The organism is Kitasatospora albolonga (assembly GCF_039535905.1).
Classification (GTDB): domain Bacteria; phylum Actinomycetota; class Actinomycetes; order Streptomycetales; family Streptomycetaceae; genus Kitasatospora; species Kitasatospora albolonga.
This window is the reverse complement of record NZ_BAAAYB010000125.1, coordinates 47,816-59,450: the sequence shown is the minus strand read 5'-3', so window position 1 is coordinate 59,450 and position 11,635 is coordinate 47,816. Positions and strand designations below refer to the sequence as shown.

Here is an 11,635-nt window from a genome sequence, read left to right as displayed (position 1 = left end):
CTGCGGGCGGCGGGTGTCCTCCACGGGTGTACGACCACGGGCCGATGACCGGGCCGTCCATGATCGCTAGCATCGGCGCCATGCGGATACCCCTGCTCGGGCGGTTCAGCCCGGCCACCTGGACGGTGCTCGCCTGGTGTGCGGGCACCCTGCTCACCGTGCTGTTCCGGGTGCGCCTCCCCGGCGAGTACGAATCGGCGATCGGCCCAGGGGTCGTCTTCCTGCGGTGGGACGGCGTCCTCTGGCACGCCGTGGCCGGTCTCGTCACCGCGTTCGGCGCACGGCGGCTGACCACCCGTCCGGCCCGCGGGCTGGGCTGGGTGCTGGCCGGGGCGGTCATCGGCGCGACCCCGCTCGGCGTGACGGAGCTCCCGCTCCAGCAGTACCTGGCGGTGGACGTGGCGGTCTACTTCCTGGCCACGGCCCTGCCCCGGCGCCGCTCGCTGGGGGCCCTCGGCGCGGCGCTCGGCCTGCTGGTCGCGTACCTCGGCGTCCGGCTGGTCTGCGGGTGGACGGCCGGGATCTCCACCGAACTCCCGGTCGCCCTGCTGGTGGTGATCGCCTGGCTGCTCGGCAGCTCCGAGCGGCGGAGCAGGGAGCACCACGAGGAGACCCGGACCCGGGCCACCGAACAGGCCGTCACCGACGAGCGGCTGCGGATCGCCCGCGAGCTGCACGACATGGTGGCCCACAGCCTGGGTGTGATCGCCCTCCAGGCGGGCGCCGCCAAGCGGGTGATCGACCGTCGGCCGGAGGCCGCCCGGGAGGCCCTGGGCACCATCGAGACCACCGGACGGGAGACCCTGGCCGGGCTGCGCCGGATGCTGGTCGCGCTGCGCACCGAGGAGCCGCTCGCGCCCGACCTCGGGGTGGCCGACCTGTTCCGGCTGGCCGAGTCCACCACCGCCGCCGGCCTCCGGGTGGAGCTGCGGCGCACCGGCGAAGCCGTACCGCTACCGCCGGAGGTCGACGTCTCCGCCTACCGGATCGTGCAGGAGTCGCTGACCAACGTGCTCAAGCACGCCCGCACCGACCACTGCCTGGTGACGGTCGATCAGCTCCCGGACGCCCTGCTGCTGGAGGTCACCGACCACGGGGCCGGGCCCGGCTCCGGTCCGACCGGCTTCGGGCTGGTCGGCATGCGCGAGCGGGTCGCCCTGCTGCACGGCGAGTTCACGGCCGGGCCGCTGCCCGGCGGCGGCTTCCGGGTCACCGTCCGTCTCCCCCTCTCCGACTCCCTCCTGGAAGGAGCCCGATGACCGTCCGGGTCCTGCTCGCCGACGACCAGCCGCTGGTCCGCGCCGCGCTGAAGATGGTGATCACCGACGCCCCCGACCTGGAGCTGGCCGGGGAGGCCGGGAACGGCGCCGAGGCCGTCGCACTGGCCGCCGAGCTGCGGCCCGACGTGGTGGTGATGGACCTGCGGATGCCGGTGCTGGACGGCATCGAGGCCACCCGGCGGATCACCTCGGGGGCGGCCGGCCCGCAGGTGGTCGTGCTGACCACCTTCGACGAGGACGAGAACGTGCACGGCGCGCTGCGGGCCGGCGCCTCCGGCTTCCTGGTCAAGGACATGGCCCTGGACGAGATCCTGTCCGCCGTCCGGGTGGTGGCGGGCGGCGAGGCACTGCTCGCCCCCTCCGTCACCCGCCGCCTGATCACCGAGTTCACCGCCCGCCCGGGCACCACCGCCCGGCGCGAGCTGACCGGCATCACCGACCGCGAGCGCGAGGTGCTCACCCTGGTCGGCCGGGGCCTGTCCAACGCGGAGATCTCCGAGCAGCTGGTGATCAGCCCCGCCACCACCAAGACCTACCTCAGCCGTCTGCTCGCCAAGCTCGACGCCCGCGACCGGGTCCGGCTGGTGATCCTGGCGTACGAGGCGGGCCTGGTCGGCGTCTGACCGGCCCGGCTGGTGGCCGTTCCCGGACTCAGACCGGGACGGCCACCAGCCGGGTGCCGTCGCTGGTGCGGACCTCGAAGTGGTCGATCTGGCCGGAGGGCAGGCCCACCCCGCCGTGGGTGATCAGGCTGTCCGGCTGGCCCGGCAGCCCGTAGCCGGCCGGCGGGACGGCCCAGCTGGTGACGGTCTGCTGCTCGCCGGAGCGGCCCACCGCGATCAGCGAGCAGCTCAGCGGCCCCCGCACTCCCGCCAGTTGGAGCGCGACGTGGGTGCCCCACTTGCGGTCCTCCAGTGCGACGGTGGCGACCGCCCCGGTCGACGCGTCGGTGGCCGAGTGGCGGACCCCGTGGTCCATCAACTCCTGGGCCGGGCTGGTGGAGCGGGCCACCGGACGGGCCTCCTCCGAGCCGCCGAGCGAGGCGCCGAGCAGCGGCCCGCCGATCAGCACCGCCACGGCCGCCGCCACCAGGAACAGCCTCCTGGTGCGCGCCGCCCGCCGGCCGGCCGTGACCTCGGCGGTCAGCCGTTCCAGCAGCCGGCCGTCGTCGGCCGTCGGCACGGCGGGGCCGACGGCCTCCGCGTACTCCGCCAGCAGCGGTTCCAGCCCGGAGAGTTCGTCCGCCTCGGCGGTGCACCGGGCACACCCCGCCAGATGCGTGGCGAACTGCGCCATCTCCTCCGGTTCGAGCAGCCCGAGGACGTAGGCACCCACGTCGAGGTGCTGCTCCTGCGGGGACGTCACGATGTCACCCCTCGTTCCTCGAGAGCGTTCTTGAGCGATTTCAGCGCGTAGAAGACCCGGGACCTGACGGTGCCCGCCGGGATCCCGAGCTCGACGGCCGCCTCGTTGACGGTACGCCCCTTCAGGTAGGTCTCGACGATCACCTGCCGGTGCGGCTCGGTCAACGCGTCCAGGGCGTCGGAGATGGCCATCAGTCGCAGCGCGCGCTCCAGTTCGTCCTCGGCCGGCATCACGTCGAGCACCGCGTCGCCGACCTCGGACGGCCGGGCGAGGCGGCTGCGGTGGCCGTCGATGACGATCCGGCGGGCCACCGTCACCAGCCAGGGGCGCAACGAGTCGGCGGCCGGGTCGAGCCGGTGCAGGTTGCGCCAGGCCCGGACCAGCGTCTCCTGCACCACGTCCTCGGCCCGGTGCCGGTCGCCGCCGACCAGCCGGAGCACGAAGCTCATCAGGGCGGCGGCGTGCCGCTCGTGCAGGGCCCGGACCAACTCCTCGTCCCGGTCCGGCGGTTGGGCCGCCGGTCGGTGAGGCGGGCCGGAGGCCGTCCGATCGCGCCGCATGCGCCCCTCCTCCTCGCGCAGCACCAGGGTCGGCGGAGTCATCAGTAGCCGCCGCCACCGCCGGACGTGGCGGCCGCCTTCTTCCCGTCCGGGGCGGCCGCGAACCAGGTGCCGCCGACGCCCTGACCGTTGGTCTCGCCCGGCGCCTTGTCCCCGGCGAAGCGGTACAGCGGCCAGCCGCCCAGGGTGAGTTGCTGCGTGCCGTCCGCCCGGGTCACCGTACCGACCAGGGCCCTGTCCACTCCCTGGAGGGTGCCCTGCGCGTTGACCGGCACCGGCGGCCACTTGGCCGCGCAGTCGCCGTCGCAGTTCGAGGCCGAGGGCTTGGCGGTGTCCTTGTCGAAGCGGTACAGCGTGTAGCCCAGGCCGTCCAGCACGGTCGGCCCGAAGCCGGCCGGGCGGCCGACGGCCAGCGAGCCCTTGAGCACCGCCTTGTCCGCGGCGGGGGGCGCGGTGGTGGCCGCAGCCGTGGGCGCGGCGGCGGGTGCGGCTCCGGACGTGCCCTCCGAACCGCAGGCGGTGAGCAGCAGCAGGCCGGCCACGGCCGGAGCGGCGAGCAGGGCGGTGCGGCGAATCGTGCGCATGAGTGGTCTCCCCCACGGAGTCCGACGGGTAGTCACCCATCAGTACGGAGGGGAGCCGGGGAACACTCAAAGGCGGCCGGTGATTTTTCCGACGCGGCCCCCGGCCGCTACCGCGCCACCTCCACCGCCCGGGTCTCGCGGATCACCGTGACCCGGACCTGGCCGGGGAGGCTGACCTCCTCGGTGATCCGCTTGGCGATCTCCCGGGCCAGCACCTGGGCCGCGATGTCGTCCACCTGCTCCGGCTGGACCAGCACCCGGACCTCCCGGCCCGCCTGCATCGCATAGGCCTTGGTGACCCCGGGCTGGGCCACCGCGATCTCCTCCAGCCGGGCCAGCCGCCGGACGTAGTTCTCCGCCGACTCCTTGCGGGCGCCCGGCCGGCCGCCGGAGCAGGCGTCGGCGGCCTGCACCAGTACCGCCTCGACGGTCTGCGGGTCCACCTCGCCGTGGTGGGCGGCGATCGCGTGCACCACCTCGGCCTGCTCGCCCCAGCGGCGTGCGTAGTCGGCCCCGGCCAGGGCGTGGCTTCCGACCGCGTCCGAGGAGAGCGCCTTGCCGATGTCGTGCAGCAGCGCGGCCCGCCGCACCAGCGCCGCGTCCGCCCCCACCTCGGCCGCCAGCACCGCGCCCACCCGGGCCGACTCCACCAGGTGCGCCAGCACGTTCTGTCCATAGGAGGTGCGGTAGCGCAGCTGGCCCAGGGTGCGGACCAACTCCGGCTCCATCTCGCCGACCTGGGCCGCCAGCAGGGCGTCCTCCCCGGCCCGCACGCAGAGCCGCTCCACCTCGCGCAGGCTGCGGGCGTGCACCGCCTCGATCCTGGCGGGCTGGATCCGGCCGTCCGAGACCAGGGTCTCCAGGGTGAGCCGGGCGGCCTCCCGGCGGACCGGGTCGAAGCTGGAGAGCTGGACCACGCCCGGGGTCTCGTCCACCAGCAGGTTGACCCCGGTGACGGCCTCGAAGGCGCGGATGTTGCGCCCCTCCTTGCCGATGATCCGGCCCTTCAAGTCCTCGGCGGGGAGCCGGAAGACCGAGAGCACCGTCTCCGCCGTCTGCTCGCTCGCCACCCGCTGCACGGCGTTCGCCACGATGTCCCTGGCCAGGTCCTCGCCGTCCCGCCGGGCCGCGCGCTCGATCTCCCGGACGGTCACCGCGGCCTCCCGGCGGGCCGCCGCCTCGGCCACCCGCAGCACCTCGGCCCTGGCCTCCTCGGCCGTCAGCCCCGCCAGCCGCTCCAGCTCACGGCGCTGCTCGCCCTCACGCTCGGCCACCGCCGCCTCCCGGGCAGCCAACTCCGCCCGGCGACTGCCGAGTTCCGCCTCGACCAGCCCGACCGCGCCGACCGCCCGCCGCTCGGTGCCGCGCATCCACCGGAACGCCAGCAGCAGCAGCGCCAACAGCAGAACCCCGAGGCACCCCGTCACGATCCACATAGGGTCCGCTCCCGTCCCGCTCAACCGCATTTCTGTGAGGCTAAGCGGGGGTCACGAAACGGTCAAGATACGCTCTCGAACCGACAGGCCCGGAAGCTGACGTTCTGTCACGTCGGCAGCTGGGACGCGGACGGGACGGGTTCGGTTCCCCGAGGCCGCTCCGCCACCGACGGCCGGTCCGGCCAGTGCCCGCCCGCCTCCCACAGGTGGTCGAACCTCCCGGCCAGCAGGGCGTCCCGCAGCGAGCGCAGCTCCTGCGGTTCGACCAGCAGCACCTGGTGCCGGTCCGCGACGTTCGCCACCGCGATGCGGCACGCACCGGCCCGCGCCAGCACGAAGCCGGCCACGTCGCCGTGCTCGTCCACCGGCGCGGTGGCCTCCCACGGCAGACCGGGGTGGTCGACGGGGTAGTACTCGACCTCGCTCACCTCCGCCGCCCCCGCTCAGCCGCGCTCGGCGGTCCAGGCCCGGAACCCGCCCGGCTGGTCGTCCGGCGGGATCAGCTCGACCGGGTGGAGCGTGCGCTCAACCCCGCCGCGCAAGGGGCGGACGTAGACCTCCCCGGCCAGGAAGTCCATCACCCGCACCGCCTCGCGGGTTGCGCGGAGGTAGGCGGTCTGCCCCGGCTCGGGCGTCCATGCGCCGCCGTTCTGACGCTCGCTCATGGTTTGGTGGCTCCCCTTCGATCGGTCTCCGGCTTTCCACCCTCAGACTCGACGGCCCGGCAGTAGCCTGACCAGGCCCTGCGACCGAACAACTACGGTGCGTGAGAACGGAGCTGACGGATGACCAACCCGAAGGACCTCGACCCGGCCGAGTCCCCGCGCGCCTTCTACGGCTCGGAGCTACGCCGCCTCCGCGAGGCCAGGGGTCTGTCCCAGAGCGCCTTGGGCGAGCTGGTCTTCTGCTCCGGCAACTACATCGGCCAGATAGAAGCGGCCGTCCGACGCCCGCAGGAGGACCTGTCGGAACGCCTCGACACGGCGCTCGGCACCGACGGCCACTTCGCCCGGCTGTACCCGATGGTGACCCGGCCGCGCTTCGCGGAGTACTTCACGGCAGCAGCCGAGCTCCAAGCGATGGCCGTGACGATCAGCGAGTACGCTCCACTGCTCGTGCCTGGCCTGCTCCAGACTCCTGACTACGCACGGGCGGTCTTCCGGTCCGCCCAGCCGCTCCGCTCCGCATCTGCGAACGAGGATCTGGTCAACCGTCGGATGGAACGGGCGGCAATCCTGAGCGGTCCAACAAGACCGTTGTTCTGGGTGGTCATCGAGGAGGCCGTGCTGCTCCGCCCGACGGGCGGCTCCGCCGCGATGCACGAACAGCTGACCCATCTCGCTCAGCTCGTCGCCGACGGCCGGATCATCCTCCAGGTGATGCCGATCAGAAGCGGAGCACATGCTCTGCTCGAAGGGTCACTGAGTCTGATGACTTTTGCCGACTCTCCGCCCGCTGCGTACGTCGAAGGCCCTCACACGGGTGAACTGCTCGACGCCCCAGGCTCGTTCGCGGACTGCAAGCTATCGTTCGACCTAGTCCGGGCCGACGCTCTGCCGCCGGAGGCGTCCCTGGCCCAACTCAAATCGGCGGCGGAGGAACACGCGCATGGCCAGCACTGAGCAGTGGCGCAAGAGCACCCACAGCGGCGGCAACAACGGCAACTGCATCGAGCACGACGACGCCCACCCCGGCACCGTCCGCGACTCCAAGGACCCCCACGGCCCCCGCCTGCACTTCACCCCCAACGCCTGGACGGCTTTCGTCACCGCCACAAAGACCGGCGAATTCCCCACCACCACCCGCTAGGGAGACCTCGCATGGCCAGCACTGAGCAGTGGCGCAAGAGCACCCACAGCGGCGGCAACGACGGCAACTGCATCGAGCACGACGACGCCCACCCCGGCACCGTCCGCGACTCCAAGGACCCCCACGGCCCCCGCCTCCGCTTCACCCCCGACGCCTGGACCGCCTTCGTCACCGCCACCAGGACCGGCGAATTCCCCACCAACTGACGCGCTGTTGGGTTCAGCGCTCCGCCTCCAGCGCCTCCTTGGCGAGCCGGAAGGCCAGCCCCTCCGCGTAGCCGCGGCGGGCCAGGGCGCCTACCAGGCGGCGGAGTTTGGCCTGGTCGTCCAGGCCCCGCATGGTGCGCAGCCGCCGCTCGACGAAATCGCGGGCGGCGGCTTCCTCGCCGTCCTCGTCCACCTGGGCGAGGGCGCGCTCGGCCAACTCGGGGGCGACTCCGCGTTGGCGCAGCTCCTGGGAGAGCACCCGGCGACCGAGGCCGCGGGCGTTGTGGCGGGACTCCACCCAGGCCTCGGCGAAGGCGGCGTCGTCGATCAGGCCGACCTCCTGGAGGCGGTCGAGGACCTGCTCGGCCACCTCCTCCGGGATCTCCCGCTTGGCGAGTGCCTCGGCGAGCTGCTTGCGGGTCTTGGCGGCGCCGGTGAGCAGGCGCAGGCAGATCGCCCGGGCCCGCTCGGCCGGGTCGGCCTCCTCGGCGGCGCGCTGCTCCTTGCGGGCCTTGCGCGCGGCCTTCCGCTCCTCCTTGGTCAACTCCGGCTCGGGGGCCGGGCCCTCGGTGGGCGGGGCCATCCAGTCAGGACCCCCGCCCGGCTCTGCGGACTCGGCGGACTCGGCCGCCATCGCCGTCCGCCGGCGCCTCCGACCACCCGTCAGGTCCGAGGCGCGGAGCATCCCGTCGAACGCCGGGATGCCGGACTCGTCCTCCGAGTCCGGCATCCCGGTCGTGCTGTCGTGCGTCAAGACCGGCTCAGCTCTTCGCCGCCGCCGTCTTCTTGGCCGCGGTCTTCTTCGCCGCGGCGCCACCCGCCTCGTCCTCGGCGCCCGCGGCGGCGGCCGGGGCGGCCTCGCCCTCGGCCTCGGCCGGCTTCGGGCCGATGCCGAGCTTGCCCTTGATCTTGACCTCGATCTCGTCGGCCAGCTGCGGGTTGTCGCGCAGGAAGTTGCGGGCGTTCTCCTTGCCCTGGCCCAGCTGGTCGCCCTCGTAGGTGTACCAGGCGCCGGACTTGCGGATGAAGCCGTGCTCCACGCCCATGTCGATCAGGCCGCCCTCGCGGCTGATGCCGATGCCGTAGAGGATGTCGAACTCGGCCTGCTTGAACGGGGCGGCGACCTTGTTCTTCACCACCTTGACGCGGGTGCGGTTGCCGACCGCCTCGGTGCCGTCCTTCAGGGTCTCGATCCGGCGGATGTCGAGGCGCACGGAGGCGTAGAACTTCAGCGCGCGGCCACCGGTGGTGGTCTCCGGCGAGCCGAACATGACGCCGATCTTCTCGCGCAGCTGGTTGATGAAGATCGCGGTGGTGTTCGACTGGTTCAGCGCACCGGCGATCTTGCGGAGGGCCTGGCTCATCAGACGGGCCTGGAGGCCGACGTGCGAGTCGCCCATCTCGCCCTCGATCTCGGCGCGCGGAACCAGGGCGGCCACCGAGTCGATGATCACCAGGTCGATCGCGCCGGAGCGGATCAGCATGTCGGTGATCTCCAGCGCCTGCTCACCGGTGTCCGGCTGGCTGACCAGCAGGGCGTCGGTGTCCACGCCGAGCTTCTTGGCGTACTCCGGGTCGAGCGCGTGCTCCGCGTCGACGAAGGCCACCGTGCCGCCCTGGCGCTGGCAGTTGGCCGCCAGGTGCAGGGTCAGGGTGGTCTTGCCGGAGGACTCCGGGCCGTAGATCTCCACCACGCGGCCGCGCGGGATGCCGCCGACGCCGAGGGCGACGTCCAGCGCCGTCGAACCGGTCGGGATCACGTCGATCGGCTCGTTGGCCTTCTCGCCGAGCCGCATCACCGAGCCCTTGCCGAACTGCCGCTCGATCTGGGCGAGTGCGGTCTCAAGAGCCTTCTCGCGGTCCGTACCTGCCATGGCTTCCACCCTCGGGTTCTGTCCTGTGCGCTTCATCGTCCTCGACGCTAGCGCGTCCCACCGACAATCCGCCCCAAACGGGCTCGGCCTGTGGAAAACTCGCCGCGAGCCAGTATAGGGAACATCTGTTCGAATCAAGTCAACCGCCCCGCCGCCACGCCCTCGACCGCGTGAAACCACCAGGTCAGCGCCCTGAACCGCTACCTGTGGACGCATGATCACCACCGTCGGACGGCGCCGCACCGCCGCCGTCCTCCTCGCCCTGGCCGCCTTCCTGGCCCCCGCGGCCACCCCCGCCGGGGCCGCCGTCCACACCCCCGCCGTCCACGCGAGGGCCATCCCCGAGCCCTCCCCCGCCGAGCACGCCCGCGACGAACTGGCCGAGCTGACCGTCGCCGAGCCGCACTCGATGGCCGGCTACAGCCGCGCCAAGTTCCCGCACTGGGTGAAGCAGTACGGCGAGTGCGACACCCGCGAGGTGGTGCTGGCCCGGGACGGCGAGGGCGTCACCCAGGACGAGCTCTGCCGGGCGGGCACCGGCGTCTGGCTCAGCCCGTACGACGGCAAGGTGCTGACCGCCGCCGCCCAGGTCGACATCGACCACGTGGTCCCGCTGGCCAACGCCTGGCGCTCCGGCGCCGACGAGTGGACCACCGCCGCCCGCAAGGCCTTCGCCAACGACCTGGAGCACTCCCAGCTGATCGCGGTCTCGGCCGCCTCCAACCGCTCCAAGGCCGACAAGTCCCCCGACCAGTGGTCCCCGCCGGACCCGGCCTACTGGTGCACCTACTCCCGGGCCTGGATCGACGTGAAGCACCTGTACCGCCTCAACGTCACCGAACCCGAGGCCGCCAGGCTCACCGAGATGCTCGACACCTGCGCCTGACACGCCGACGGGCGGCCACCCGTCAGGTGACCGCCCGTCAACTCCGCTTCCTAGTCGTCCCGGTGCTCGTGCCCGTCCCGGTGCGAGTTCCGCTCGCCGCGCACCATCCGGTGCAGCCGCCGCGCCGCCTCCCGCCGCCGGGCCCGCCGGCCCTTGCGGTCGGCGCCCCGGTCGATCCGCGGGTCGGTCTGCACCTCGTACCGCCGCACGTAGGTGCCGACGAAGCCCTGCAGGGTGGCCGCCACCGGGATGGCGATCAGCGCGCCGACCGCGCCGAGCAGCGCGGCCCCCGCGATCACCGAGCCGAAGGCCACCGCCGGGTGCACGTCCACCGTCTTCGCGGTGATCCTCGGGTGCAGCAGGTAGTTCTCGACCTGCTGGTAGACGATCACGAAGACCAGCACCCAGAGCGCGTCCATCGGGTCCACGGTCAGCGCGACCAGCACCGGCAGCGCGCCGGCCAGGTACGTCCCGATGGTCGGCACGAACTGCGACATGACGCCGACCCAGACCGCGAGCGCGGCCGCGTACGGCAGGCCCAGGACCGAGAACATGATCCAGTGCGCGATGGTCGAGGCGACCGCCAGCAGCGCCCGGGAGTAGAGGTAGCCGCCGGTCTTGGCGAGCGCGATCTCCCAGGCCCGCAGCACCTCGGCCTGCTTGGCCGGGGGGAGCAGCGAGCAGACCGTGCGCCGCACCCGGGGGCCGTCGGCGGTGAAGTAGAAGGTGAACAGGCCGACGGTGAACATCTGGAACAGTCCGCCGATCAGCGTGCTGGAGACGCCCCAGACGTTGTCGGCCGCCTGTTGGGCGTACTTCTCGATGTTGCCCGAGTCCTTCAGCAACTTCTCCTGGAGCTGGTCCAGCGAGAGGTTCTGGTTGAAGGTCCGGTTCACCCAGTCGATCAGGTTCTGCACCAGGTGCGGGAGGTCCCCGGCGATCTTGGCCACCTGGTCGACCAGCAGGGTGCCGAGCGCGGTCAGGAAGCCCGCGATGGCGACCCCCAGGCCGATGAAGACCAGGAAGGTCCCGAGGCCCCGGCGCACCCCGCGGGCGGCCATCCGGTCCACCGCCGGCTCCATCGCCAGCGAGAGGAAGAAGGCCACCAGCAGCATCACCAGCAGGTCGATGAGCTGGCGGAACGCCCAGTCGGCGAGCTGGAACAGCCCGACCAGGACCAGCGCCATCACCATCGCCCGCGGCAGCCACCGGGGCATCCCCTTGCCCCAGATCGAGTGCGCCACCGACTCGGCGGCGCCTCCGCCGGCCCCGCTGCCGGCGGGGTCGAGCGGCTCCCCGGCGTCGGGCGGGGGCGCCTCGCCGGCCACGGGTGCCGCTGGTTCGGTCAGGGTCTCCTGGGGTGGGTGCTGGTCTTCCCGGTTCTCGGCCACCCGCCCAGTCTTACCCAAAGCTCAACGGAGCAACGTCGACACCCCCTGCGTGCTGCACACCACGCGCCAGACCTCCTTCGCCTCCCAACCCGCGTCCAGCGCCTGACGGACCGTCCGCCCGCCCAGCTCGCTCATCAGGTGGTCCTGGGCGAACGACTCCGCGTACGCCTCGCCGAAGTGCTCGTACATCCGTCGCCAGAACTCGGTCAGCCTCATGGCCCCAGTATCCCGGAGCCGGCCGGCG

Annotated in this window: 16 protein-coding genes; 6 read left to right on the top strand and 10 right to left on the bottom strand. The window is 72.8% G+C overall.

The window, feature by feature from the left end; genetic code table 11:
• The first annotated feature begins 59 nt into the window (after nucleotides 1-59).
• Both ABD946_RS30685 and ABD946_RS30680 read left to right on the top strand, forming a co-directional pair.
• Nucleotides 60-1,259, top strand: a complete 1,200-nt coding sequence (locus tag ABD946_RS30685) for a sensor histidine kinase (protein ID WP_345288816.1) — start codon at nucleotides 60-62, stop codon at nucleotides 1,257-1,259.
• Nucleotides 1,256-1,903 (top strand): response regulator, encoded by a 648-nt coding sequence (locus tag ABD946_RS30680; RefSeq protein WP_345288815.1) that lies wholly within the window; start codon nucleotides 1,256-1,258, stop codon nucleotides 1,901-1,903. Before ABD946_RS30685 ends, ABD946_RS30680 begins: the two co-directional genes overlap by 4 nt.
• Before the next feature lie 28 nt (nucleotides 1,904-1,931).
• On the opposite strand, the gene ABD946_RS30675 is transcribed toward ABD946_RS30680, so the two are convergent.
• The 6 genes from ABD946_RS30675 to ABD946_RS30650 form a co-directional block, all read right to left on the bottom strand.
• Nucleotides 1,932-2,645, bottom strand: coding sequence for an anti-sigma factor family protein (locus ABD946_RS30675; RefSeq protein WP_345288814.1), 714 nt, complete (start codon nucleotides 2,643-2,645; stop codon nucleotides 1,932-1,934).
• Nucleotides 2,642-3,205: a sigma-70 family RNA polymerase sigma factor gene (locus tag ABD946_RS30670; protein ID WP_345288841.1), complete on the bottom strand. Its 564-nt coding sequence runs from the start codon at nucleotides 3,203-3,205 to the stop codon at nucleotides 2,642-2,644. Before ABD946_RS30670 ends, ABD946_RS30675 begins: the two co-directional genes overlap by 4 nt.
• 41 nt (nucleotides 3,206-3,246) lie before the next feature.
• Nucleotides 3,247-3,789 (bottom strand): hypothetical protein, encoded by a 543-nt coding sequence (locus tag ABD946_RS30665; RefSeq protein WP_345288813.1) that lies wholly within the window; start codon nucleotides 3,787-3,789, stop codon nucleotides 3,247-3,249.
• A gap of 107 nt (nucleotides 3,790-3,896) precedes the next feature.
• Nucleotides 3,897-5,225 carry a ribonuclease Y gene (gene rny, locus ABD946_RS30660; protein WP_345288812.1) on the bottom strand — a complete coding sequence of 443 codons (1,329 nt, stop codon included), beginning with the start codon at nucleotides 5,223-5,225 and terminating at the stop codon, nucleotides 3,897-3,899.
• Between the two features lie 107 nt (nucleotides 5,226-5,332).
• Nucleotides 5,333-5,653, bottom strand: a complete 321-nt coding sequence (locus ABD946_RS30655; RefSeq protein WP_345288811.1) for a hypothetical protein — start codon at nucleotides 5,651-5,653, stop codon at nucleotides 5,333-5,335.
• Nucleotides 5,654-5,668: 15 nt separating this feature from the next.
• Nucleotides 5,669-5,890 carry a hypothetical protein gene (locus tag ABD946_RS30650; protein ID WP_345288810.1) on the bottom strand — a complete coding sequence of 74 codons (222 nt, stop codon included), beginning with the start codon at nucleotides 5,888-5,890 and terminating at the stop codon, nucleotides 5,669-5,671.
• A 120-nt stretch (nucleotides 5,891-6,010) separates the two neighbouring features.
• Here ABD946_RS30650 and ABD946_RS30645 point away from each other — a divergent pair, with 120 nt between their 5' ends.
• Genes ABD946_RS30645 through ABD946_RS30635 form a run of 3 tightly spaced genes read left to right on the top strand, consistent with a single transcriptional unit; the run spans nucleotide 6,011 to nucleotide 7,240 of the window.
• Complete coding sequence (locus ABD946_RS30645) at nucleotides 6,011-6,847, top strand: helix-turn-helix domain-containing protein (protein WP_345288809.1); 837 nt, start codon at nucleotides 6,011-6,013, stop codon at nucleotides 6,845-6,847.
• Nucleotides 6,834-7,034 carry a DUF397 domain-containing protein gene (locus ABD946_RS30640; RefSeq protein ID WP_345288808.1) on the top strand — a complete coding sequence of 67 codons (201 nt, stop codon included), beginning with the start codon at nucleotides 6,834-6,836 and terminating at the stop codon, nucleotides 7,032-7,034. The genes ABD946_RS30645 and ABD946_RS30640 overlap by 14 nt, the downstream gene beginning before the upstream one ends.
• An 11-nt stretch (nucleotides 7,035-7,045) precedes the next feature.
• Nucleotides 7,046-7,240, top strand: a complete 195-nt coding sequence (locus tag ABD946_RS30635; RefSeq protein ID WP_345288807.1) for a DUF397 domain-containing protein — start codon at nucleotides 7,046-7,048, stop codon at nucleotides 7,238-7,240.
• Between the two features lie 13 nt (nucleotides 7,241-7,253).
• Here the strand turns inward: ABD946_RS30635 and ABD946_RS30630 are convergent, their stop codons facing one another.
• Nucleotides 7,254-7,970, bottom strand: a complete 717-nt coding sequence (locus ABD946_RS30630; RefSeq protein ID WP_345288806.1) for a regulatory protein RecX — start codon at nucleotides 7,968-7,970, stop codon at nucleotides 7,254-7,256.
• Nucleotides 7,971-8,001: 31 nt separating this feature from the next.
• Complete coding sequence (recA, locus tag ABD946_RS30625; protein WP_345288805.1) at nucleotides 8,002-9,114, bottom strand: recombinase RecA; 1,113 nt, start codon at nucleotides 9,112-9,114, stop codon at nucleotides 8,002-8,004.
• 214 nt (nucleotides 9,115-9,328) lie between these two features.
• Here recA and ABD946_RS30620 point away from each other — a divergent pair, with 214 nt between their 5' ends.
• The gene (locus ABD946_RS30620; protein WP_345288804.1) at nucleotides 9,329-10,000 is read left to right on the top strand and encodes an HNH endonuclease family protein; all 672 of its coding nucleotides are present in this window, start codon (nucleotides 9,329-9,331) and stop codon (nucleotides 9,998-10,000) included.
• 50 nt (nucleotides 10,001-10,050) lie between these two features.
• Here the strand turns inward: ABD946_RS30620 and ABD946_RS30615 are convergent, their stop codons facing one another.
• A complete protein-coding gene (locus ABD946_RS30615; RefSeq protein ID WP_380149837.1) occupies nucleotides 10,051-11,391 on the bottom strand; it encodes an AI-2E family transporter in 1,341 nt (446 codons plus the stop codon).
• Between the two features lie 21 nt (nucleotides 11,392-11,412).
• The gene (locus tag ABD946_RS30610) at nucleotides 11,413-11,607 is read right to left on the bottom strand and encodes a DUF3046 domain-containing protein (RefSeq protein WP_345288803.1); all 195 of its coding nucleotides are present in this window, start codon (nucleotides 11,605-11,607) and stop codon (nucleotides 11,413-11,415) included.
• Between the last annotated feature and the right edge of the window lie 28 nt (nucleotides 11,608-11,635).

What these genes read in the sequence shown, in the direction of transcription:
- ABD946_RS30685 (WP_345288816.1), top strand. Translation starts at nt 60, where the DNA reads ATGATCGCTAGCATCGGCGCCATGCGGATACCCCTGCTCGGGCGGTTC.
- ABD946_RS30635 (WP_345288807.1), top strand. Translation starts at nt 7,046, where the DNA reads ATGGCCAGCACTGAGCAGTGGCGCAAGAGCACCCACAGCGGCGGCAAC.
- recA (WP_345288805.1), bottom strand. Translation starts at nt 9,114, where the DNA reads ATGGCAGGTACGGACCGCGAGAAGGCTCTTGAGACCGCACTCGCCCAG.
- ABD946_RS30610 (WP_345288803.1), bottom strand. Translation starts at nt 11,607, where the DNA reads ATGAGGCTGACCGAGTTCTGGCGACGGATGTACGAGCACTTCGGCGAG.
- ABD946_RS30680 (WP_345288815.1), top strand. Translation starts at nt 1,256, where the DNA reads ATGACCGTCCGGGTCCTGCTCGCCGACGACCAGCCGCTGGTCCGCGCC.
- rny (WP_345288812.1), bottom strand. Translation starts at nt 5,225, where the DNA reads ATGTGGATCGTGACGGGGTGCCTCGGGGTTCTGCTGTTGGCGCTGCTG.
- ABD946_RS30670 (WP_345288841.1), bottom strand. Translation starts at nt 3,205, where the DNA reads ATGCGGCGCGATCGGACGGCCTCCGGCCCGCCTCACCGACCGGCGGCC.
- ABD946_RS30665 (WP_345288813.1), bottom strand. Translation starts at nt 3,789, where the DNA reads ATGCGCACGATTCGCCGCACCGCCCTGCTCGCCGCTCCGGCCGTGGCC.
- ABD946_RS30630 (WP_345288806.1), bottom strand. Translation starts at nt 7,970, where the DNA reads ATGCCGGACTCGGAGGACGAGTCCGGCATCCCGGCGTTCGACGGGATG.
- ABD946_RS30640 (WP_345288808.1), top strand. Translation starts at nt 6,834, where the DNA reads ATGGCCAGCACTGAGCAGTGGCGCAAGAGCACCCACAGCGGCGGCAAC.
- ABD946_RS30645 (WP_345288809.1), top strand. Translation starts at nt 6,011, where the DNA reads ATGACCAACCCGAAGGACCTCGACCCGGCCGAGTCCCCGCGCGCCTTC.
- ABD946_RS30650 (WP_345288810.1), bottom strand. Translation starts at nt 5,890, where the DNA reads ATGAGCGAGCGTCAGAACGGCGGCGCATGGACGCCCGAGCCGGGGCAG.
- ABD946_RS30620 (WP_345288804.1), top strand. Translation starts at nt 9,329, where the DNA reads ATGATCACCACCGTCGGACGGCGCCGCACCGCCGCCGTCCTCCTCGCC.